18 protein-coding genes are annotated in these 23,954 nt (G+C 38.7%); 15 read left to right on the forward strand and 3 right to left on the reverse strand.

Annotation, left to right across the window (positions count from 1 at the left end; all coding sequences use genetic code 11):
* Positions 1-76: 76 nt before the first annotated feature.
* Complete coding sequence (locus C8P64_RS09070) at positions 77-331, reverse strand: type B 50S ribosomal protein L31 (RefSeq protein WP_108171751.1); 255 nt, start codon at positions 329-331, stop codon at positions 77-79.
* Positions 332-480: 149 nt separating this feature from the next.
* On the opposite strand from C8P64_RS09070, the gene C8P64_RS09075 reads away from it, so the two are divergent.
* The 7 genes from C8P64_RS09075 to C8P64_RS09105 all read left to right on the forward strand — a co-directional run bounded on the left by C8P64_RS09075 (position 481) and on the right by C8P64_RS09105 (position 7,688).
* Positions 481-999, forward strand: a complete 519-nt coding sequence (locus tag C8P64_RS09075; protein ID WP_108171752.1) for a DUF4199 domain-containing protein — start codon at positions 481-483, stop codon at positions 997-999.
* 14 nt (positions 1,000-1,013) lie between these two features.
* Positions 1,014-1,973: a glycosyltransferase family 2 protein gene (locus C8P64_RS09080; protein WP_108171753.1), complete on the forward strand. Its 960-nt coding sequence runs from the start codon at positions 1,014-1,016 to the stop codon at positions 1,971-1,973.
* A gap of 49 nt (positions 1,974-2,022) precedes the next feature.
* Positions 2,023-3,753: a phospho-sugar mutase gene (locus C8P64_RS09085; protein WP_108171754.1), complete on the forward strand. Its 1,731-nt coding sequence runs from the start codon at positions 2,023-2,025 to the stop codon at positions 3,751-3,753.
* A 10-nt stretch (positions 3,754-3,763) separates the two neighbouring features.
* Positions 3,764-5,587: an ABC transporter ATP-binding protein gene (locus tag C8P64_RS09090; protein WP_108171755.1), complete on the forward strand. Its 1,824-nt coding sequence runs from the start codon at positions 3,764-3,766 to the stop codon at positions 5,585-5,587.
* A 529-nt stretch (positions 5,588-6,116) separates the two neighbouring features.
* Complete coding sequence (locus tag C8P64_RS09095; protein WP_108171756.1) at positions 6,117-6,665, forward strand: RNA polymerase sigma factor; 549 nt, start codon at positions 6,117-6,119, stop codon at positions 6,663-6,665.
* Positions 6,666-6,696: 31 nt separating this feature from the next.
* A complete protein-coding gene (locus C8P64_RS09100; protein WP_108171757.1) occupies positions 6,697-7,230 on the forward strand; it encodes a hypothetical protein in 534 nt (177 codons plus the stop codon).
* A 2-nt stretch (positions 7,231-7,232) separates the two neighbouring features.
* Positions 7,233-7,688 (forward strand): hypothetical protein, encoded by a 456-nt coding sequence (locus C8P64_RS09105; RefSeq protein WP_108171758.1) that lies wholly within the window; start codon positions 7,233-7,235, stop codon positions 7,686-7,688.
* Positions 7,689-7,766: 78 nt separating this feature from the next.
* On the opposite strand, the gene C8P64_RS09110 is transcribed toward C8P64_RS09105, so the two are convergent.
* Entirely contained in the window at positions 7,767-8,831 is a 1,065-nt protein-coding gene (locus C8P64_RS09110) for a WD40/YVTN/BNR-like repeat-containing protein (protein ID WP_108171759.1), read from the reverse strand.
* Positions 8,832-8,989: 158 nt separating this feature from the next.
* Here C8P64_RS09110 and C8P64_RS09115 point away from each other — a divergent pair, with 158 nt between their 5' ends.
* A complete protein-coding gene (locus C8P64_RS09115) occupies positions 8,990-10,201 on the forward strand; it encodes an RsmB/NOP family class I SAM-dependent RNA methyltransferase (RefSeq protein WP_108171760.1) in 1,212 nt (403 codons plus the stop codon).
* 26 nt (positions 10,202-10,227) lie between these two features.
* On the opposite strand, the gene C8P64_RS09120 is transcribed toward C8P64_RS09115, so the two are convergent.
* Positions 10,228-10,794: a DUF4377 domain-containing protein gene (locus C8P64_RS09120; RefSeq protein ID WP_170106648.1), complete on the reverse strand. Its 567-nt coding sequence runs from the start codon at positions 10,792-10,794 to the stop codon at positions 10,228-10,230.
* A 133-nt stretch (positions 10,795-10,927) separates the two neighbouring features.
* On the opposite strand from C8P64_RS09120, the gene purL reads away from it, so the two are divergent.
* From purL to C8P64_RS09155, 7 genes are all read left to right on the forward strand, one after another.
* A complete protein-coding gene (gene purL / locus C8P64_RS09125; RefSeq protein ID WP_108171762.1) occupies positions 10,928-14,593 on the forward strand; it encodes a phosphoribosylformylglycinamidine synthase in 3,666 nt (1,221 codons plus the stop codon).
* A 124-nt stretch (positions 14,594-14,717) separates the two neighbouring features.
* Positions 14,718-16,499 (forward strand): AMP-dependent synthetase/ligase, encoded by a 1,782-nt coding sequence (locus C8P64_RS09130; protein ID WP_108171763.1) that lies wholly within the window; start codon positions 14,718-14,720, stop codon positions 16,497-16,499.
* A 161-nt stretch (positions 16,500-16,660) separates the two neighbouring features.
* A complete protein-coding gene (locus C8P64_RS09135; RefSeq protein ID WP_108172220.1) occupies positions 16,661-17,113 on the forward strand; it encodes a MarR family winged helix-turn-helix transcriptional regulator in 453 nt (150 codons plus the stop codon).
* Positions 17,114-17,131: 18 nt separating this feature from the next.
* Positions 17,132-19,537, forward strand: a complete 2,406-nt coding sequence (locus tag C8P64_RS09140; protein WP_108171764.1) for a 3-hydroxyacyl-CoA dehydrogenase/enoyl-CoA hydratase family protein — start codon at positions 17,132-17,134, stop codon at positions 19,535-19,537.
* A 61-nt stretch (positions 19,538-19,598) separates the two neighbouring features.
* Positions 19,599-20,789 (forward strand): acetyl-CoA C-acyltransferase, encoded by a 1,191-nt coding sequence (locus C8P64_RS09145; RefSeq protein WP_108171765.1) that lies wholly within the window; start codon positions 19,599-19,601, stop codon positions 20,787-20,789.
* A gap of 111 nt (positions 20,790-20,900) precedes the next feature.
* Entirely contained in the window at positions 20,901-22,709 is a 1,809-nt protein-coding gene (locus C8P64_RS09150; RefSeq protein WP_108171766.1) for an acyl-CoA dehydrogenase family protein, read from the forward strand.
* A gap of 159 nt (positions 22,710-22,868) precedes the next feature.
* On the forward strand, positions 22,869-23,924 hold the full coding sequence (locus tag C8P64_RS09155; protein ID WP_108171767.1) for a M43 family zinc metalloprotease: 1,056 nt from the start codon (positions 22,869-22,871) through the stop codon (positions 23,922-23,924).
* The last annotated feature ends 30 nt before the right edge of the window (positions 23,925-23,954 follow it).

A 23,954-nucleotide genomic window follows, 5' to 3' on the forward strand; every position in this document is an offset into this window, starting at 1 on the left:
ATCTATATACTTAAATCAACAACGTAAAAAAGCCGCTAAAGAGCGGCTTTGTATATCTATAAAAAACAGGAAAAAATTATTTTTTCTTGAATTTTGAGTATTTGTTCTTGAATTTATCAATTCTACCAGCACTATCCACAAGCTTAGTCTGCCCTGTGTAGTATGGGTGAGAAGTTCTGGAAATTTCCAGTTTTACCAACGGGTACTCTGTTCCGTCAACTTCAATACTTTCTTTTGTCTTTGCTGTAGACTTTGTAATAAATACATCTTCATTAGACATATCTTTAAAAGCTACCAGTCTATAATTTTCCGGATGGATTCCCTGCTTCATCGCTTTGATCTTTTAATTTTCGAGGTGCAAATTTAATTAATAAGTTCTTATGAACAAACAAATTTACAAAAACTTTTTCTTGAATTTAGAATGTAACGTTTTCCTATATTTGTTAACTAACTGCTAAACTAATCAAACTTCAATTAATAATGGACAATTCTCCTTCAATTAAACCAATTGCCTATACTTATGGGCTATTGCTTGCCGCCTATTCTATTTTAGTGCTTGTTTTAATCTATGCTTTTAACATCTCACAGGATAACTGGGTTATTGGCGTTGTAAACATTGTTGTTAGCATTACGGTTTTAGTATTAGCTATAAATAACTACAAGTCCAAGAACAATAATTACCTGAGCATAAAGGAAGCCTTAAAGGTTGGATTGGCCACAGCAGCTGTAAGCGGACTTGTTGCAGCGATCTACGCCTACATTCATTATAGTTTTGTTTATCCGGAATTCATTGAGATCGTTAAGGAAACATCCTATCAGAATATGTCAGATCAGGGTATGAGCGATAAGCAAATAAGCGACGCAATGGCCATGACCGATTTCACCATGAAACCATGGTTTTTTGCAACAATGACCCTGGTATCAAGTTTATTCTTTGGATTACTTATATCTTTGATCGCTGGAGCAATCATGAAAAAGCAAGATCCTGCTCTGGGATAGGTAAAGCATAAATTATGCAGATATCGGTAGTTATACCACTTTTAAACGAGGAACAATCTCTTGTAGAATTATATAATTGGATCGTAAAAGTTTTACGGTCCAATTCCTTTTCTTATGAAATTATATTCATAGATGACGGGAGTACCGATGGCTCCTGGCGAACCATTGAGGCATTATCTGAAAATGATGACCGTGTAAAAGGCATTCGTTTTAACCGGAATTATGGAAAATCACAGGCTCTTCATGCTGGTTTTTTAAAAGCCGAGGGCGATGTGGTTATCACCATGGATGCCGATCTTCAGGATAATCCGGAAGAGATTCCGGAGCTTTATGATATGATCATAAAAGATGAAAATGACCTGGTTTCCGGATGGAAAAAGAAGCGATACGATAATGTGCTCACCAAGAACCTCCCTTCAAAACTTTTCAATGCCGCAGCCCGGAAAACTTCCGGAGTAAAATTGCATGATTTTAATTGCGGATTGAAGGCTTACCGTAAAGAAGTGATCAAGAATATAGATGTTTACGGCGAAATGCACAGGTATATTCCTGTTCTTGCAAAAAATGCAGGTTTTTACAGGATCACCGAAAAAGAAGTACAACACCAGGCCCGTAAATACGGTACCACCAAATTTGGGGTCAATCGTTTCATCTATGGATTTTTAGACCTAATAAGCATCTGGTTCCTTTCTAAATTCGGAAGAAGACCTATGCATCTTTTTGGAGCACTTGGTGTGTTGATGTTCATTATTGGTTTTGTCACTGCCGGCTGGATAGGCCTTTCAAAACTATACAAATTATACCATGGCATCCCTAACATCCTGGTAGTAGATAACCCCTGGTTCTATATAGCTCTTATTGTAATGGTTATAGGAACCCAGTTTTTTCTTGCGGGTTTCCTTGGGGAACTAATCCTGAGATCAAAACGCGATAAGGAACGTTACCTAATAAAGAAAACCACTCCTAATATTTAGGAGCATTCTGGTTTTAATCATTATTTTTGTTCAGCAAAACAATCTAATTATGGCTACTAATAAACCTGAAATTCTTCAGAAGGCTGAAGAATGGCTTACCGATATATTTGACAAAGACACCCGGTCTGAAATTAAAAGACTGATAGACGAGAACCCGAAAGAACTTGAAGAAAGCTTTTACAAGAATGCTGAATTTGGTACCGGTGGAATGCGTGGTGTCATGGGTGTGGGAACCAACCGCATCAACAAATATACGCTCGGGAAGAACACCCAGGGACTTTCAAATTACCTGAAAGAATCTTTCCCTAACAAGGAAATTAAAGTAGCTATAGCTTATGATTGCCGTAATAACAGCCAGGAATTGGCCAAAGTTGTGGCCGATGTATTTTCAGCCAATGACATCAAGGTTTTTCTTTTTTCTGAACTAAGACCAACGCCTGAACTTTCCTTTGCAGTAAAGCACCTGGACTGCCAGTGCGGGATTGTTTTAACCGCAAGTCATAATCCACCGGAATACAACGGATATAAAGTGTACTGGGAAGATGGAGGACAATTGGTTCCACCGCAGGATTCAGGATTAATCGATGTAATTAATAATCTTGATTACAGCGCTATAAAATTTGATGCGAACGAAGATCTAATCGTAAAAATTGATTCTGAAGTAGATAAGGCTTTTGCAGAAGCTTCAGTTGAAAATGGAAGTTTCGACACCCCTTCTTCGGCTCGCGAAGACCTAAAGATCGTATTTACTTCTTTACATGGAACTTCGATCACCATGGTTCCAGAAGTATTGGAAAAAGCTGGTTTTACCAATGTTCATATCGTTGAGGAACAGAGAAAGCCCAACGGGAATTTCCCAACCGTAGAATCTCCAAATCCAGAAGAGCCGGAAGCTTTAAAGATGGCCCTGGAAATTGCAGATAAAGAAAACGCAGATATTGTTATTGGTACAGATCCAGATTGCGATCGTCTTGGTGTAGCCGTGCGTGATCTTAACGGAAATATGATCCTGCTTAACGGTAATCAAACCATGCTGGTTATGACCTGGTTCCTGCTGGAGGAATGGAAAAATTCGAACAAATTAAAAGGAAATGAGTTTGTTGCCTCTACCATAGTTTCTACCCCAATGCTCAAAAATCTTACCGAGGATTATGGTGTGGAATACAAGGAAGTTCTTACCGGCTTCAAATGGATCGCAAAACTTATCAAAGATCATCCTGAATTAGATTTTATTGGTGGTGGTGAAGAAAGTTTTGGTTATATGGTTGGTGACTTTGTAAGAGATAAAGATGCGGTTACAGCTACTCTCCTAGCTTGTGAGATCGCTGCGGAAATGAAGGGAGAAGGCAATTCCTTTTATCAAAAATTACTTGAACTTTATACACAATACGGATTATATAAGGAAGAATTGATCTCCCTGGTTAAGAAAGGTATCGAAGGAGAAAAAGAGATCAAACAAATGTTGATCGACCTTCGTGAAAATCCATGGGAAGAGATCGATGGAGAAAAGGTTGTTCTCATAGAAGATTATAAATCCTCAGTAGCCAGAAACCTTCTGGATCGGACAGAAAGCAGTATCGATATCCCTAAATCTAATGTACTCATCTATTATACTGAAAGCGGAACAAAGATCGCGGCCAGGCCAAGTGGTACTGAGCCTAAGATCAAATTCTACATCAGTGTAAATACAGATCTGGACTCAGTAGAGAATTACGAGAAAGAAGATCAAAAACTGAGTGAAAAAATTGCCCGAATCAGAAAAGAATTACAACTGGGCTAACTATTATTAAATGACCTATTTCCGTAAAATACTTCAATTCGCAGTTCCTTATAAGCGTTTTGCGATACTGAATATTATTTGCAACGTTCTATACGCTATTTTCAGTACTCTGTCTTTTATCGCCCTGATCCCTGTTATCCAGGTGTTATTCGATAAAACCAAAAGAGTATCAAAAAAACCAGTCTGGGAAGGCATTGGCAAGGCAAAAGATTATGTAACCGACTATTTTAATTACGAAGTTACCCAGCGAGTGAATGAAGATGAAGTTGCCGCTCTGGTTTTTATCTGCGGAATAGTTGTCTTGCTTTTCTTTCTGAAAAACTTCTTTGGCTACCTGAGTTCTTTCTTTCTTACTTTCCTGCGTAACGGGGTTTTAAGAGATCTTAGAGATGCCGTTTATAAAAAGATATTGGCTTTGCCGGTTTCCTATTTTTCAGAAAAAAGGAAAGGTGATACCATATCGAGGATTACCGCTGATGTAAACGAAGTACAAACATCCTTCCTTTCTATACTGGAATTGATCGTAAGAGAACCATTAACGATTCTCTTCACTATCATCGCCATGTTATTGATGAGTGCTAAGCTTACGTTATTCGTCTTTATTTTTCTTCCAGTAGCTGGTTTTGTTATTTCAATCATAGGAAAACAACTAAAAAGACAATCCAATCTAGCACAGGAAGAGAATGGTCATTTTCTGAGTATCGTAGAAGAAACTCTTTCCAGTCTTAAGATCGTTAAAGGATTTAATGCTGAAAACAAGTTCTACGCTCGCTTTCAGGAATCTACCAATAGATTGAACAATATCCTGAACAAGCTGGTAAACCGCCAGAATTTAGCCTCTCCAACCAGTGAATTTCTAGGGATCTTTGTGATCGTGATCATTTTATGGTTTGGCGGAAATATGGTTCTTGTAGAAGAAAGTCTGGACGCTGCAACCTTTATTGCTTTCCTGGGACTTGCATACAATATACTTACCCCGGCGAAGCAGATCTCCAAAGCTACTTATAGCGTTAAAAAAGGAAATGCCGCCGCAGAAAGAATTTTAGAAGTACTGGAGACCCCTTCGACTATTACGGATGCACCTGATGCTCTTGATAAAAAAGATTTCAATTCTGAGATCAGTATTGAAAATATAGATTTTAGCTACGAGGATGAAAAAGTATTAAAAAACTTCAGCGTCACTGTCCCTAAAGGTCAGACAGTAGCTCTGGTAGGTCAGTCCGGATCAGGAAAATCAACAATCGCCAACCTTATCACCCGTTTCTATGATGTAGATAGCGGCGCTATCAAGATAGATGGTCATGATATACGGCAGATCAAGAAAAAATCCTTGAGGGATCTCTTGGGACTGGTTACCCAGGATTCTATACTCTTTAATGACACTATCAGGAATAATATAACCTTAGGTAAAGAAAATGCCAGCGATGAAGAGATCATCGATGCTTTGAAGATCGCCAATGCCTGGGAATTCGTAAAAGAACTTCCTGGAGTTTTAGACACCAATATTGGAGACAGTGGTAACAAATTAAGTGGTGGCCAAAAGCAACGATTATCAATTGCCAGAGCCGTTCTAAAAAATCCACCGGTAATGATCCTCGATGAAGCTACTTCTGCTTTAGATACTGAAAGTGAGAAACTGGTTCAAAAAGCTTTGGAAAATATGATGAAGAACCGCACCAGTGTAGTGATCGCGCACAGGCTATCTACCATCCAGAATGCAGATAAGATCGTGGTTATGCAGCGTGGTGAAATTGTAGAACAAGGCAGACATCAGGAATTGATCGCAGCCAACGGCACCTATAAAAAACTTGTAGAAATGCAGTCTTTCGATTAAAGATATAAGCCTGACTAGTTCAGGCTTTTTTAGAATAATCTTAATACAGAGAAGATTCTGATTAAAATGATCGCCACTAATTGCATACAATATCAACTCCCACCTTTACCTTTAATTGATTCGTAATTAAGCATTTAAGGAATAAAACTTGAATGTATTAGCTTAAAAACTTGCGGATAAAATTTTTGGAATAGCACTATTTAGTTTCTGAAAACAAAAAAATGGATGATATAACTAAATATCATCCATTTTTACAAATTATTTCCACTTTGGGGCAAATGAAAATAATGCGATCCAATTCAATTTTGTTTGGGGCAAAAAAAGATTAAATCATTTTGATGCGGTAAAGGTAATTAAAACTATACACCAAACAAGGAAATTTAGCATTTAATCTTTAAAAAGTGTCTTTTATCGATTAATCTAGATTCTGTAGGACAAAAAGTCCTACAAAAGGAGATTAGATAATTATTATTAGAAACTTTATCCTTTTCAATACCTTTACAGGATATTAAAAGCTACTCAAATTCCTGTGTCGCAAAATTCAGAAGATCAATTAGTAAAAAGACTGCAGAACAGCTCCACTTCTCATGAAGCTTTCAGAGAACTTATATCTTTATACAAAGAAAGACTCTACTGGCATATACGCAACATGGTAAAGAGTCATGACGATACAGATGATATTTTACAGAATACCTTTGTAAAAGTTTATAAAAATATTGCTCAATTTAAAGGAGATAGCAAACTGTACAGTTGGATGTATCGTATTGCTACGAATGAGTCTATAACTTATTTGAACAATAAGGCACGCAGATTGCAGATAACTTCAGAAGAAATGCAAAATCAGATAATAGATAACTTAGAGAGCGATGTTTATTTTGAAGGTGATCAAATCCAGTTAAAGCTTCAGAAAGCTATAGCAACACTTCCAGATAAGCAACAGCAGGTTTTTAACATGAAGTATTTTGAAGAATTAAAGTATCGGGAGATGGCCGAAATACTTGAAACCAGTGAAGGAGCATTGAAAGCTTCTTATCACATAGCCTCAAAAAAAATAGAGGAATATTTAAAGTCAAATTAAACCTTTAGGCAAAAAGAGTGTCATAGAAGTAATGGAACCTATCAGAAAAAATTATTCGTACAATTCCGGTTTCAAAATACCTGAAGATTATTTCAGGGATTTTGAAGAGAAAATGATGCGCCAGCTGGAAAGCGAGAATTCTGTGGAACTACCGGTTCTAAATAGTGGTTTTACTACACCAGAAGGATATTTTGAAAGAATTGAAGACAACATACTTACTAAGGTAGATACTCCAAAACCAAAAGTCATTAGACTTTTCAAGAAAGAGTATCTGTTTTATGCGGCTGCAGTAGCTGCGATATTCGTAATGTTCCTGGGTAATTTTTTCAACGGTGGTATTAATGATCCTGTGGGATGGGATGATGTGGAAGTTTCTGCAATGGAAAATTATATAGATGAGGGTTATGATATGGGATATATTGACTTGAATACTTCAGACTATTCAGATTTTATGTTTCAGGGTAACCAGCTCGTGAACGATGAAGATTTTAATTCTATGAATTCTGAAGCAGTTTTTGAATATATTGATGAAAATATTGAAGACCCTACTTTTATTTTAGAATAAGTATGAAAAAGCTAATCGTATTATTACTAATCATTTTCACTTCTCTTCCAGGGTTCTCTCAGGAAGAAGATAATGATGCCAGGCACGAACGCATTAAGGCACTAAAAGTTGCCTATTTCACCCAGGAGTTGAATCTGGACGAAAAAACAGCAGAAAAATTCTGGCCTATCTACAATAGATATGAAAAAGAAAGACGCGAATTACATAAACGTGAACATATAGATCTTCAAAATGTGGAATGCATTAGCGAAAATGAAGCCGAAGATCTTATCAACGAATTCCTTTCAGTTGAAAGTGAAGAATACAAAATAAAGAAAGAACTATTTAAAGATCTTAAACAGATCATTTCAGCCAAGGATATTATTAAACTCCATAAGCTGGAAGATGAGTTCCATAAAAAGCTTATAAAAGAATATCGCTCAAAAAGAGAGCGTAACGATGCTAATAGTAGTGAGTAGATAACTATTCATATTTAGTTTTTTGGTTAGTTAGTAGTTAATGATCCGGTAGATTAATTTTTGCCGGATCATTTCTTTTTACCGGAAACTCAATTTTGTTACTCTCCCTTTCCCTGCAGCGTAAGCCACGCTATCATTAATGAATCTTAAAGTGAAAAACCCTTCGTTAGAAAGTTTCTTCCAGTTTTTTCCAGCGTCATCGCTATAGTGAATACCCGTAAATCCGGTTGCAACAACTCCCTGAGCATTAGAATTGGGTACGTATCGAATTGAACTTTTATATCCCGGTTCTTTTCCGTCTGCGATCAATTCCCAGGTTTTTCCGCCGTCTTTGGTAATCGCTTTATTGGCTTTGTTAGCCTCTGGTTTGGTATAATCTCCACCAATGATAATTCCATTATTCTCATCATAAAAATCGATACTGTAACCACCAGTTGTTGCCTCGCCCTGAATTATCGGGCTTTCAAAAATTTTCCAAGTCTCTCCTTTGTCTGGAGAATATAGGATCCTGGATCTCATCCCGCCAGTTAATATCCAGGCATTATCGCCCACTATGGCTATATTAGAATTACTAGCGGCAAAGGCTGCCTCACCCTCAGCTGCTTCAGGCAGATCTTTACAATCTAGCTTACTCCAGCTCTTACCGCCATTCCTGGTCATAATTATAGAAATACAATTACTCACAGGATCTCCCATGGCAATCCCTTCATTATCATTCCAGAATGCCATTGAATCATAGAATACCTTTTCATTTTCCTCTTTGTAGACCAGCTCCATATTCCCGGTATTCCCAGTTTTATAGAGTAAGGCTGGGTTAGCAACACTTAACATGAAAAAGTCATTCGAGGTACTGGCGACAGCTCTAAATTCTGGTTGAATAGTATCAAAACTTTGATTATTGATCTTCCAGGTTTTGCTAGCGGAATTATATAATCCATAAGTTCCATTATTCGAAGCAAAGGCCAGGCTGTTTCCCATCACCTCGATAGCCCGGATACTCAAGGAATCGTTTTCCAGAATCACTTCAACTTCTACAGATTCAAATGGCTTTGATTCAGCAGTTGCCTCCGCATTTTCAGTTTGCTGTTTGTCATTCTTACAGGCAATGATCAATAAGATCAGTAAAAAACTTATTTTCTTCATTTATTTTCATTTTTCAGGAACATTTCACCTCATTTAACATAGGATAAAATTGACCTATTTAGCTGCAGCCCTTCATGTGCTACGCTATTCAGAATTTGAACCAAATATAAATTAATCCGTTTCAAAAAAACGTAACTTTGCCGCCTTAAAGAATATTTATGCGCCTACACAGGAATCTAGTTTTTGCTACCGTTGATGCTTTAGCCGAAATTTTTAATGAAGGGAACTATGCCGATAAGGTTATTGAAAAAACACTGAAACGTGATAAACGTTGGGGCTCCCGCGACAGAAGTTTTATCGCAGAGACTACTTATGACATTGTAAGATGGAAGCGTTTATACGCCGAAATAGCCGAAGTGAAAGAACCATTTAAAAGAGAAGATCTTTTTAGAATGTTTGCGGTGTGGTGTGTTCTAAGAGGGGTTCAGATCCCAGACTGGCCACAATTTGAGAAAACTCCTGAAAGACGTATCAAAGGAAAGTTCGATGAACTAAGTAAAATTAGAAAGTTCAGAGAATCTGTGCCAGACTGGATGGATGAAATTGGAGCTAAGGAACTTGGAGAAAAGGTATGGACAAATGAGATCCATGCTTTGAACAAGCAGGCTCCTGTGGTTATAAGAGCTAATAAATTAAAAACCACTCCTCAGGAATTAGCAAAAAAGCTTAGCGAAGAAGGTATAGAAACCACCAATCTAAGGAACTATCCTGAAGCATTGGAACTTAAGGAACGTGCGAATATCTTTAGAACCGCTGCTTTTAAAGATGGCCTTTTTGAAGTTCAGGATGCCAGCTCACAAAGAGTGGCTGAATTTCTTGATGTTGAACCGGGAATGCGTGTGGTGGATACTTGTGCCGGTGCTGGTGGTAAAACACTTCATCTTGCTGCTCTTATGGCAAATAAGGGACAAATCATCGCATTGGATATTTATGGTAATAAATTAAAAGAATTAAAGCGTAGAGCGAAACGTGCTGGTGCCCATAACGTGGAGACTAGAAGCATTGACTCTACGAAGGTGATCAAGAAATTATACGGGACAGCAGACAGAGTTCTTATCGATGCACCTTGCAGCGGACTTGGAGTTCTTAGTAGAAATCCTGACGCTAAGTGGAAATTACAGCCAGATTTTCTGGATAAGATCAGGAACACTCAGCTGGAAATATTGGAGCAGTATTCTAAGATCGTAAAAAAAGGCGGCAAACTTGTCTACGCCACCTGTTCAGTTTTACCTTCTGAAAATCAGCAGCAGGTTCAAAAATTCCTGAAAACCGAGTCAGGAAAAGAATTCAAATTATTAAGAGAGAAAAGTATACTTTCCAGTGAAAGTGGATATGATGGCTTCTATATGGCCTCATTACAAAAAGAATAAAAAAAGCGACCAGATGGTCGCTTTTTTTATTGCATGGATATTAGTTTAAGCCTATTCCCACCCAGGTGAGTAAAGGTGCCAGTTACCTCTTCATTATTTTCAAGAGCCTGAGATAGCTCCTCGCAAAGCGGTTCACAATCTATCATGTATTCTCCTAGGATCGATAATTCATTGTTAGAGTTTTGAACGAAGTTGCTATCGGCCCATTTTAATTTAATATCAAAATTCTCATCCTCACTTATCTTTTCCTTGGACACCACCCTTTGCAATATATATTTCAAATTTGAAGCATCCTGCGGTGGATTCTGAATTTTGATCTTCCTAACTTTAAGATCATAAACATAACCAGCTTCATACTCAAAGCCCTCGATCTCATCATACAAATATTTCCAGTTCTCCCCTCCTATTTCATCCTCTTCCTGCACCAGGTACACCATTTGCGGGCCAATGCCTACGGCAGTTTGCTTATGATGATTAATACGCATTTCTATTAATTCAATATCATCGGGATCTATTCCTACCAAAGAACAGGAGTTAGTCCCTAAAAAAGTAAGTAATCCGGTAAACAGGATGATAAATAGTTTTGTTTGCATGATATTTTTGATTGATGACATTAAGATAATGAATATTCGCAGGATTATAAATTTAACTTTCCTAAATTATTTAATCTAGCCAATAAAAAATCATAAATTTGTGGCTTTAAAAAACAACACAAACACAACCTAAATGATCCTTTTCTTCGGAAACCAAACTACCAAGGTTTTTGCTGTGGAAACCCACTCAGAACTTTCAGCTCAGGAAATATCTAAATTAAACTGGCTTTTTGGAAATACGCAACAAATACATAAATCTGCCCTGGCAGATTTTTTTGTTGGTCCCCGCGCGGCAATGATCACTCCATGGAGTACCAATGCTGTTGAGATCACACAAAACATGGGAATTCATGGGCTTATTAGAATTGAAGAATTTCTAAGAGTAGATGAACATTTTCATGATTTTGACCCAATGCTTTCTCAAAAGTACGAGGCTTTAGATCAGGATATTTTCGATATACATATTAATCCTGCCCCGATCATAGAGGTAGATGATATAGAAGCTTATAACCAACAGGAAGGCCTGGCATTGAATGTTGAAGAAGTAGCTTACCTGGAAGGCCTTTCCGAAAAACTGGGAAGAAAACTTACAGACTCTGAAGTGTTTGGTTTTTCCCAGGTGAATTCTGAGCACTGTCGTCACAAGATCTTCAATGGTACTTTCGTCATAGATGGTGAGGAAAAACCTTCTTCCCTGTTTAAACTGATCAGAAAGACTTCTGAGGAGAATCCAAACGATATAGTTTCGGCATACAAGGATAACGTTGCCTTTGTAAAAGGGCCTAAAGTTGAGCAGTTTGCGCCTAAAAAACCAGATGTACCGGAATATTACCAGGTTAAGGATTTTGATTCAGTAATATCACTTAAAGCAGAAACTCACAATTTCCCGACTACTGTTGAGCCCTTTAACGGAGCAGCAACAGGTAGCGGTGGTGAAATTCGCGACAGACTTGCTGGTGGTAAAGGTTCACTTCCCCTTGCAGGAACGGCAGTATATATGACTTCTTATTCCCGACTGGATAAAGACCGCAAATGGGAAAATGGTATGAAAGAGAGAGACTGGCTATACCAGACTCCTATGGACATTCTTATTAAAGCTTCTAACGGCGCATCAGATTTCGGAAATAAATTCGGGCAGCCATTGATCTCTGGATCAGTGCTGACCTTCGAACATTCTGAGCACGATCGTTCCCTGGGATACGATAAGGTTATCATGCTTGCCGGTGGTATTGGCTACGGAAAGGAAAATCAGGCATTAAAAGATGTACCTGAAAAAGGTGATAAAATAGTTGTTCTGGGTGGTGAAAATTACCGAATTGGAATGGGGGGCGCTGCCGTATCTTCTGCAGACACCGGTGAATTTTCAAGCGGTATTGAATTGAATGCGATACAGCGTTCGAATCCAGAAATGCAAAAAAGAGCTGCCAATGCCGTTCGTGGGATGGTAGAAAGTGATGAAAACCCAATCGTTTCTATCCATGATCATGGAGCCGGAGGACATTTGAATTGTCTTAGCGAATTGGTAGAAGAAAAAGGTGGAAAGATAGATCTTGATGCTTTACCTGTGGGAGATCCAACCTTATCTGCGAAAGAGATCATTGGGAACGAATCCCAGGAAAGAATGGGACTTGTAATTGGCGAGGCTGAAATAGCTCAATTAAAAAGAGTCGCAGATCGTGAAAGATCACCAATGTATGAGGTTGGTAGCGTGACCGGAGATTACCGTTTTACTTTTGAAGGTGAAAAATCGGGGCAGAAACCTATGGATCTTGAACTTTCAGATATGTTCGGAAGCTCTCCAAAAACGGTGATGACCGATAAAACGGTAAAAAGAGAATACGAAAATGTTAGTTATAACACTACCAAAATACATGATTACCTTGAGCAACTACTGCAATTAGAAGCAGTAGCCTGTAAAGACTGGTTAACCAATAAGGTAGACCGTTGTGTATCTGGTAGAGTAGCTAAACAACAAACTGCAGGTCCATTACAACTTCCGTTGAACAATTGCGGAGTAATGGCCCTGGATTATAAAGGTAAAGAAGGTGTGGCAACTTCCATAGGTCACTCCCCTGTTTCGGCATTGGTAGATCCGGTTGCCGGTTCTAAGAATTCCATTGCTGAATCTTTATCGAACATAGTATGGGCACCTCTTGAAAAAGGCTTGAAATCAATTTCTCTTTCAGCTAACTGGATGTGGCCATGTAATAATGAAGGTGAAGACGCGAGATTATATGAAGCTGTTGAGGGAATTTCAAAATTCGCTATTTCATTAGGTATTAACGTACCTACAGGAAAGGATTCACTTTCCATGAAACAACGCTATAAAGATGGCGAAGTGATCTCTCCGGGTACGGTGATCATTTCAGCTGCCGGGCATTGTAATGATATTACAAAAGTTGTTGAGCCTGTTCTTCAAAAGAATGGTGGGGACATCTATTATATCAACCTTTCCCAGGATAGCTTTAAACTTGGTGGATCTTCTTTCGCGCAGATCCTGAACAAAGTTGGTAGTGAAGTGCCAACTATTAAAGACGATAAAAAATTCGCTGAAGCCTTCAACGCAATCCAGGAATTGATCAAAAAAGACCTTATCCTGGCAGGACACGATGTAGCTTCAGGAGGATTGATCACCACCCTTTTAGAAATGTGCTTCGCAGATGTAAACCTATCTGCAGACCTTAATCTTTCAGCGCTTAATGAAAAGGATATTGTAAAACTACTTTTCAATGAGAACTGCGGAATCGTTTTCCAGGCAAAAGATGGTTCAGTAGAAGAAATTCTGAAAGAAAAGAAAATTGAGTTTTTCAATATTGGTAAGGTTACTGAAGGAAAAGAATTAAGAATTAAAAGTTCTGGGGCAGATCTTAGCTTTAATATTCCTGAATTAAGGGATACCTGGTACAAAACTTCCTTCTTACTTGATGAGAGACAAAGTGGGATAGACAAGGCTACTGAACGCTACCATAATTATAAGGAACAACCGCTTGAATTCAAGTTTCCGGAGCATTTCACCGGGAAACTCCAAGAAATGGACCCAGGTAAACCAAGGATCAAAGCGGCGATCATTCGTGAGAAAGGATCCAATTCTGAAAGAGAAATGGCCAGAGCCATGTACCTGGCAGGTTTCGATGTAAAAGATGTACACATGACCGATCTTATTACCGGTCGTGAAACTCTTGAAGATATTCAATTTATTGCCGCCGTAGGTGGGTTCTCAAACTCAGATGTTCTGGGAAGTGCCAAAGGCTGGGCCGGAGCTTTTCTATATAATGAGAAAGCGCAGGAAGCCCTGGATAAATTCTTTGCCAGAAAAGACACCCTTTCACTTGGAGTTTGTAATGGTTGCCAGTTGTTCATAGAACTTGGATTGATAAATCCAGATCATGAGCAAAAACCTAAAATGTTGCATAACGAATCACACAAATTCGAATGTAACTTTACTTCTGTAGAGATTCAGGAAAACAATTCTGTAATGTTATCTACGCTTGCCGGATCCAAACTTGGTATCTGGGCAGCCCATGGTGAAGGTAAATTCAGTTTCCCATATGAAGAGTCTAAGTATAATATCGTAGGTAAATATGGGTATGAAGGTTATCCTGCCAATCCAAACGGATCTCATTTTAACACCGCGGTTTTAACAGATGACACCGGTAGACACCTTGTAATGATGCCTCATCTAGAAAGATCTACCTTCCAATGGAACTGGGCACACTATCCAAAAGGCAGAAAAGACGAAGTTTCTCCCTGGCATGAAGGATTCGTAAATGCCAGAAAATGGCTGGAAAAGAAGCAGTAAGGAGAAATTTTTATGAATAAAATTAAAGGGATGTTAAAAACATCCCTTATTTTTTGCATATTCGATTTGAAGTAGCCCCCTTTTTTGCTATTTTGCAAAGCACATAAATAAATTGTTCAACTTGATGAATGACATTAAAAGACTCTTTGACTTCCCTTATTTCCAGCTTGAAAATTTTCCTTTAGAGGAAGCACTTGCCACAAAATATGGCAATGAATGGAAAACACTTTCAACTCAACAATATATAGATCAGGCTAATGCTATTAGCCGTGGACTTTTGAGATTGGGTGTAAAGCCTAATGATAAGATAGCAGTAATCTCAACCAATAACAGGACAGAATGGAGTGTTATGGATATAGGTATTCTGCAGCTTGGAGCACAAAATGTGCCTATTTATCCTACCATTTCTGAAGAGGACTATGAATATGTATTGAATCACAGTGAAGCTATCTATTGTTTTGTTTCAGATAAGGAAGTACTTGATAAGGTTAACCGTATTAAAGCGACCACGCATCTTAAAGAAGTATATAGTTTCGATGAGATCCCGGGGTGTAAGAACTGGACAGAGATCTTAAAGGATGGCGAAGACAAAGGAAATCAGGACGAGGTTGAAAAACTGAAGAAAGCAGTTAAGCCAGATGATCTTGCTACCTTAATATATACTTCTGGAACTACCGGAAGGCCAAAAGGTGTTATGCTAACCCATGATAATATTGTAAGTGATGTATTGGGAAGCGCTCCTCGAGTGCCTTTTGAACGTGGTACATTTGTAGCGCTTAGCTTTTTACCGGTATGTCATATTTTCGAAAGAATGATATTATATCTATATCAGTATTATTCTGTTTCAATTTATTTTGCTGAGTCTATAGATAAAATAAGCGACAACCTTAAAGAAGTAAAACCTCATGTGATCACCGCAGTACCAAGATTACTGGAAAAGGTTTATGATAAGATCATCGCTAAAGGAACTGCTCTAGACGGAATCAAGAAAAATCTTTTCTTCTGGGCTGTAGAACTTGGTCTGGAATATGAACCATACGGAGCTAACGGATGGTGGTACGAGACCAAACTGAAACTGGCTCGCAAACTGATCTTCTCTAAATGGAAAGAAGGTCTGGGCGGAAATATTGAACTTATAGTTTCTGGTAGTGCCGCATTACAACCACGACTCGCCCGCGTTTTCGCTGCTGCTGAAATTCCTGTAATGGAAGGTTACGGTCTTACAGAAACATCTCCGGTGATCTCTGTTAACGACCAGAGAAATCATGGATTCAAGATTGGTACAGTTGGTAAGGTACTGGATAATGTAGAAGTTAAGATCGCAGATGATGGTGAGATCCTGGCAAAGGGTCCGAACATCATGAAGGGCTACTATAAGGATGAAGAAAAAACCAGGGAAGTTCTAAATGGTGAAGGATACTTCCATACCGGTGATATAGGAGAAATAGATAAAGATGGCTTCCTGAAGATTACAGACAGGAAAAAAGAAATGTTCAAAACTTCAGGTGGTAAATATGTAGCACCACAATTACTTGAAAATACCATGAAACAGTCTCGTTTTATAGAGCAGATCATGGTTGTTGGTGACGGAGAAAAGATGCCTACAGCATTGATCCAGCCTAATTTTGAATTTATTACCGACTGGGCTCGTCGTAAAAATATCGATCTTGGTAAAGGAACCGAGAAAGATATTGCCAATAACAAACTGGTTAAAGAGCGTATACAGGAAGAGGTAGACTTCTATAATCAGAAATTTGGTAAGTGGGAAAGAGTTAAAACTATCGAACTTACTCCTGAAATATGGACTATTGAAGATGGACACCTTACTCCTACCATGAAATTAAAGAGACGAATTATAAGAGACCGATATAATGATCTATATGAAAAATTATATGGCCGGTCTTAATTAGTTATTAAGAATATGATAAAAAAAGCTCCTCCTAACAAGAGGAGTTTTTTAGTTTTAAGAATATTTGATCCGTTAATTCACTATATTAATATTTTTAAACGAATTTTATTATGCATGCATAATAATTTTTCCTAACTTTGGATTCATTCAAAATCCAGATGAAAGAAAAAACAATAGATTATGTATTGCGTGCAACCTGGATGGCCGTCTCAAAGATGTATAATGAGGAGGCTGGAAAAGCAGGAAGCACAATGGCTACAGGATTTGCCCTTTTAAGTATAGATCCTGAAGACGGCACCCCATCTACTTCACTTGGCCCAAAAATGGGAATGGAAGCTACAAGTCTTTCCAGGATACTGAAAACCATGGAAGAAAAAGGTCTTATCATAAGGAAAAAGAATCCTAATGATGGGCGTAGCGTGCTTATCTATTTAACCGAATTTGGTAAAGAGATGAGAGATTATTCTAAGCGCGTGGTACTTCGTTTTGATGAAGCGGTTAAGGAAAATGTTTCTGACAAAGACCTTAAAACCTTTATAGAAGTAGCCAATACCATCTTGAATTTAATTAGCGAGAAGAAGATTTATACAAAGGAAATTAGTATCAGATAAAATAATAAACACCAAAAAATGAAAAGAAGGATTAATAAAGTCGCAGTTGTAGGATCCGGAATTATGGGTAGCGGTATCGCTTGCCATTTCGCCAATATCGGCGTGGAAGTCTTACTTCTGGACATAGTTCCAAGGGAACTTAATGAAAAGGAAAAGAAAAAAGGACTCACCCTGGAAGACAAAGTGGTTAGAAACAGGATCGTAAATGATTCTCTTCAGGACTCTGTTAAGTCTAAACCATCTCCTATTTACCACCAAGATTTTGTAAAAAGGATAACAACCGGAAATCTTGAAGATGACATTTCGAAGGTTTCTGAAGTAGACTGGATCATAGAGGTGGTTGTTGAACGTCTTGATATTAAAAAACAGGTTTTTGAAAACCTTGAAAAACATAGAACTCCAGGTACTTTGATCACTTCAAATACGTCTGGAATTCCGATCAATTTTATGACTGAAGGTCGTAGCGATGATTTTAAAAAGCATTTCTGCGGAACTCACTTCTTTAACCCACCAAGATATTTAAGATTGTTCGAGATCATTCCTGGAAAAGAAACTTCTCCTGAAGTTCTTGATTTCCTTGAGATGTACGGTGAAAAATTCCTTGGAAAAAAAGCAGTTCTTGCAAAAGACACTCCTGCATTTATAGGGAACAGGATTGGTATCTTCTCTATCATGAGCCTTTTCCATACCGTAAAGGATATGGGAATGACCATCGAAGAGGTGGACAAACTTACGGGTCCTGTAATTGGTCGCCAGAAATCGGCAACTTTTAGAACTGTAGACGTTGTTGGTTTAGATACATTAGTTCATGTTGCCAACGGTATTTACGAGAATGTTCCAGATGATGAGCAACACGAACTTTTCAAATTACCAGGTTTCATCAATACCATGATGGAGAACAAATGGTTAGGTAGCAAAACCGGCCAGGGATTCTATAAGAAAATTAAGAATGACGACGGATCCAGCGAGATCAAATCTCTTAATCTTGATACTATGGAGTATCGCGATAGAAAGAATGCTTCTTTTGCAACACTGGAGATGACTAAAACCATCGATAATGTTGCCGATCGTTTTGAAGTACTGGTAAAAGGAAAAGACAAAGCCGGAGACTTTTACAGAAAAAGTTTTTCAGCTCTCTTCGCATACGTATCTAACAGAATTCCAGAGATCGCAGACGAGCTATATAAGATAGACGATGCTATGAAAGCTGGATTTGGTTGGGAACATGGTCCATTCCAGATCTGGGATGCGATTGGTGTTGAAAAAGGTATCGAAATGATGAAGGCTGAAGGTTATGAACCTGCTGCCTGGGTAAATGAAATGCTGGAAAGCGGAAGTAAAAGTTTCTATACCGTAAAAGAAGGAAATACCTATTACTATAATATAGACGACAAAAAACAAACTAAGGTTCCTGGTCAGGATGCATTTATTATTCTTGATAATATCAGGGAATCTAAGGAAGTATTCAAGAATAGCGGCGTAGTAGTAGAAGATCTTGGTGACGGTATCCTGAACGTAGAATTCAGAAGTAAAATGAATTCTATTGGTGGCGATGTTCTTGACGGATTAAATAAAGCCATTGATATTGCTGAAAAAGATTATCAGGGGCTGGTTGTTGCCAATGATGGTAAGAACTTCTCTGTTGGTGCGAATATCGGGATGATCTTTATGATGGCCGTAGAGCAGGAATATGAAGAGCTGAACATGGCTATCAAATATTTCCAGGATACTATGATGAGAATGCGTTACTCCTCTATTCCAACAGTAGCTGCTCCTCATGCAATGACCCTTGGTGGTGGATGCGAGATGTCACTTCACGCAGATAAAGTTGTTGCCGCAGCCGAAACTTACATTGGATTAGTAGAATTTGGTGTTGGTGTGATCCCTGGTGGAGGTGGAACAAAAGAAATGACAGTTAGAGCTGCCGATACTTTCCAGAAAGATGATGTAGAGTTAAACCGACTAAGAGAACACTTCCTTACTATAGGAATGGCGAAAGTTTCAACTTCAGCTTATGAAGCTTATGACCTGAACCTTCTTCAGAAAGGAAAGGATATTGTAGTTGTAAATCCAGACAGACAATTAGCGATCGCTAAGAAACATGCGCTGTTAATGGCTGAAAATGGATATACAAAACCAATTGAACGAACAGATATTAAAGTTCTTGGAAAACAGGCATTAGGGGCATTCCTTGTTGGAACAGACCAGATGGCTGCAGGGAAGTATATCAGCGAGCACGATAAGAAGATCGCTAACAAACTAGCTTATGTAATGGCCGGTGGTGATCTTTCAGAAAATCAACTGGTAAGTGAACAATACTTATTAGAACTTGAAAGAGAAGCTTTCTTATCCCTTACAGGAGAAAGAAAAACTCTGGAAAGGCTTCAGCACATGCTTAAAAAAGGAAAACCATTAAGAAATTAGAATTGAGCAACTATAAAGAAAAATCTAGAAACTCAAATCTAATATCTAAATACTAAGAAAAATGAAAACAGCATATATAGTAAAAGCATACAGAACCGCAGTAGGAAAGGCTCCTCGAGGAGTATTTCGCTTCAAAAGACCTGATGAACTGGCTGCGGAAACCATCCAGTACATGATGGATAAATTACCAGACTTCGATAAAACGCGTATCGACGATGTGATGGTTGGAAACGCAATGCCTGAAGCAGAACAGGGATTGAATGTTGGTAGACTGATCTCTTTGATGGGATTGAAAGTTGAAGACGTTCCTGGAATGACCGTGAACAGATATTGCGCTTCAGGATTGGAAACGATTTCTATCGCCACTGCTAAAATTCAGAGTGGAATGGCCGACTGTGTGATCGCAGGAGGTGCAGAAAGCATGAGTTATATTCCAATGGGAGGTTACAAACCGGTTCCAGATTACGAAGTGGCCAAAGAAGGTAACGAGGATTATTACTGGGGAATGGGATTAACTGCAGAAGCAGTTGCTAATAAATACAAGGTCTCTCGTGAAGACCAGGATGAGTTCGCTTATCAGTCTCACCAGAAAGCGATTAAAGCTCAGGCTGAAGATCGTTTCCAGGACCAGATCGTTCCAATCACCATTGATGAGACTTATGTAGATGAGGATGGTAAAAAGAAGACCAGGTCTTATACTGTAAATAAGGATGAAGGCCCTAGAAAGGATACTTCTATTGAAGTTCTTAATAAACTTAGACCGGTTTTCGCCGAAGGTGGAAGCGTAACTGCGGGTAACTCTTCCCAGATGAGTGATGGTGCAGCTTTCGTTATGGTGATGAGCGAAGACATGGTAAAGGAACTAAATCTTGAACCTATCGCCAGAATGGTAAGTTATGCTGCGGTTGGTGTAGAACCAAGAATCATGGGAATAGGACCAGTTCATGCAATCCCAAAGGCTCTAAAACAAGCCGGACTTAAGCAGGATGACCTTGAACTAATTGAGCTGAACGAAGCTTTCGCTTCTCAGTCTCTAGCCGTGATCAGGGAACTAGGATTAAATAAAGATAAACTGAACGTGAATGGTGGAGCAATTTCCATGGGTCACCCACTAGGATGTACCGGAGCTAAATTATCTGTTCAAATCTTTGATGAAATGCGTAAGCGTGACCTGAAGAACAAACACTGTATGGTAACCATGTGTGTTGGTACCGGCCAGGGTGCGGCAGGAGTTTTTGAATTCCTGAACTAGAATTGAGTATTGAGATCTCAGTATTGAGGTTTCCTACCAAATAATAAAATAAATAATCAATAAAGTGAGATTCTCAATACTAATATCTCACTTCTAAATACTAAAATAAAAATGAGCACAGAAACAGCAAATAAAGATCTTCTTCGCGGTGGGCAATTCTTGGTAAAGGAAACCAAAAGCGAAGATGTTTTTACTCCTGAGGATTTTAACGAGGAGCAAATAATGATGCGCGATTCCGTTAAGGAATTCGTAGAACGTGAAATTTGGCCTCACAAGGAAGAGTTTGAAAAGAAAAATTACGAATTAACTGAAGAAGTGATGCGTAAAGCCGGAGAGCTTGGATTCCTTGGTGTTGCCGTTCCAGAAGAATATGATGGTCTTGGGATGGGATTCGTTTCTACAATGTTAGTTTGTGACTACATTTCTGGAGCTACAGGATCTGTTGCGACTGCCTTTGGAGCACATACAGGGATTGGTACTATGCCAATTACATTATACGGAACAGAAGAGCAAAAGAAAAAATACGTTCCAAAACTTGCTACTGGTGAGTGGTTTGGCGCCTATTGCCTTACCGAACCTGGAGCAGGATCTGATGCGAATTCAGGAAAAACAAAAGCTGTACTTTCTGAGGATGGAAAGCATTACAACATAAGCGGACAAAAAATGTGGATCTCAAACGCTGGATTTGCAGACGTATTCATCGTTTTCGCCAGAATAGAGGATGATAAGAACATTACCGGATTTATTGTAGAGAATGATAAAGACAATGGTATCAGCTTTGGTGAGGAAGAAAAGAAACTAGGTATCCACTCCTCTTCTACCCGTCAGGTATTTTTCAATGACACTAAAGTACCGGTAGAGAACATGCTTTCTGAGCGTGGGAATGGTTTCAAGATCGCGATGAATGCACTTAACGTAGGTCGTATCAAGCTTGCTGCTGCATCTCTTGATGCTCAGCGTAGAGTTACAGATCTTGCTACTAAATATGCTAATGATAGAGTTCAGTTTAATACTCCTATCGCTAAGTTTGGAGCGATCAAATCTAAGTTAGCAGAAATGGCTACTTCGGCATACGTTGGTGAAGCAGCTTCTTACCGTGCAGCTAAAAATATCGAAGACAGGATCAACATTCGCCTGGAAGAAGGAGCTTCACATTCTGAAGCTGAATTGAAAGGTGTTGAGGAATATGCCATAGAATGTTCCATTCTTAAGGTTGCATGTTCAGAAGACGTACAGAACTGTAGTGATGAAGGTATCCAGGTTTACGGAGGTATGGGATTCTCTGCAGATACTCCTATGGAATCTGCATGGAGAGATGCTCGTATCGCTCGTATCTACGAAGGTACCAACGAAATCAACAGAATGCTTTCTGTTGGAATGTTAGTAAAGAAAGCTATGAAAGGTCATGTAGATCTTTTAGGTCCGGCAAAAAGCGTAGCAGACGAATTAACCGGAATTCCTTCTATGGATAAGCCAGATTATTCTGAGCTTTTCGCCGAAGAGAAAGAAATGGTAGCAAAACTTAAGAAGGTATTCTTAATGGTAGCCGGTAGCGCTGTCCAGAAATTTGGACCTCAACTGGAAGAGCATCAGCAATTATTGCTTGCTGCAGCAGATATCCTTATCGAGATCTATATGGCAGAGTCTGGAATTCTTAGAGCTGAAAAGAACGCTAAGAAATTAGGTGAGGCTGCTCAGAAAGAGCAAATCGCAATGGCTAAATTATATCTTTACCATGCAGTTGATATTGTAAATACCAAGGCTAAGGAAGGAATTGGATCTTTTGCTGAAGGTGATGAGCAACGTATGATGCTTATGGGTCTTAAGAGATATACTAAGTATACAAACATGCCGAATGTAGTGGAACTTAGAAATACTATTGCTGAAAAACTTACTTCAGAAAATAAATATTGTTTCTAGAAGAAACATTCTTTTAAACTGAAAAAGCCACCTATTAAGGTGGCTTTTTTTATGAAATTTGCAAAAATTCTAAAAATGTCACAAAAACTTTGGAATAGCGTTAAGGAACCGTAAAAATTTAGATATATTCGGCTCAAATCAAACAAAACCCTATTAATTATGAAAAAAGTTTTTTTAGGAATGGCCGCCCTTGCCTTCCTTTTTGCTTCTTGTGAGCAAGACCCAAATCAAGAGATTACCAGTGAGCAACAAGAGGCTCAGGTAGACATGAGTGACTTCTACCTTTACACCGACTCTTCAGATGAAAAAAGATCTGATAATGCGGCTGAAAAATGTTACAGTATGAAAAACCTTAATCGTCTTCTAAACGAGAACAAAGGGCTTCATGAAAAAATGTATAATATCGAAAAGAACACTCGTTCTATTCTTGCAAAATCTGAGAACGCCAAAGGTGGTAAGCCTGGAGGCGGAGGCGGTGGAACTGAACCACCTGTAACCGATAACTTAGGAGTAGTAAATATTCCGGTTGTGGTACATGTTGTGTACAGCAATGCTCAGCAAAATATCTCAGATCAGCAGATCAACTCTCAGATAGATGTGCTTAATGCAGATTTTAGAGCTTCTAATAATGATGTAAATAGTATACCATCAGAATTTGCAAATGATGTTGCAGACTCTGAAATTTCATTTACCCTAGCTGCAGTAAATAGATACAGTAATTCTACCTCTCAATGGGGTACGAATGATGCTGTAAAAGCGCAATATCCTCCGGTAAATCCATCTACTACTCTGAATATCTGGGTAGCGAACATTGGTGGTGGAATTCTAGGATATGCACAATTTCCTGGTGGACCTGCTTCTACAGACGGTGTAGTGATCTCACCTCAGTACTTTGGTACAACAGGTTATGTTTCTGCTCCATTTGATCGCGGTAGAACAGCGACTCACGAAGTTGGTCACTATCTAAACCTTCGTCACATCTGGGGTGATGGTAGATGTCGTCAGGATGATTTCGTTGCAGATACACCAGATTCTGATGGACCAAACTACGGTTGCCCATCTTATCCTACGGTAAATTGCAGGTCTACAGACATGACGATGAATTACATGGATTACACTAACGACGCATGTATGTATATGTTCTCTGAAGGACAGAAAGCTCGTATGAGAACTATCTTCATGGATGGAGGACCAAGAACTGGATTTGTAAACTAATCCTATCTAAATATGGATAAGGAAGCCACC

The sequence above is a fragment of the Christiangramia gaetbulicola genome, assembly GCF_003054225.1.
Taxonomy (GTDB): Bacteria; Bacteroidota; Bacteroidia; order Flavobacteriales; family Flavobacteriaceae; genus Christiangramia; species Christiangramia gaetbulicola.